The 290-nt window shown below is 63.4% G+C and carries 1 pseudogene; it reads right to left on the minus strand.

Annotated elements, in window-relative coordinates:
• Nucleotides 1-290: pseudogene (locus AACY45_RS28965) on the minus strand (hypothetical protein); the annotation flags it as partial.

A 290-nucleotide genomic window follows, 5' to 3' on the forward strand; every position in this document is an offset into this window, starting at 1 on the left:
TGAATCACGATCGGCGTCTTGCCATCGACCTGGTCCTGGGTCAGCGGCAGGCTGTACACAAACACCCCACCCCAAGTCAGGCGTTCCACATCGCCCACGGCCACCTCGGGATACGGCTCGATGGTGATATCGACACCCTCCGCCACGTTGTCCTTGTCAATGCCGCCGGCGATGATATGGGGCGGGAGACGCATGATCAGCTTGGAGTGCCCCGGCGTGTCGTTGTCGTCCTTGCCCCCGGGGCGGGTGAGCTTGACCAGCACCTTCATCACGTCGGAAGGCTCGGGGAG

The sequence above is a fragment of the Pseudomonas sp. RA_35y_Pfl2_P32 genome (genome assembly GCF_963970735.1).
Taxonomy (GTDB): Bacteria; Pseudomonadota; Gammaproteobacteria; order Pseudomonadales; family Pseudomonadaceae; genus Aquipseudomonas.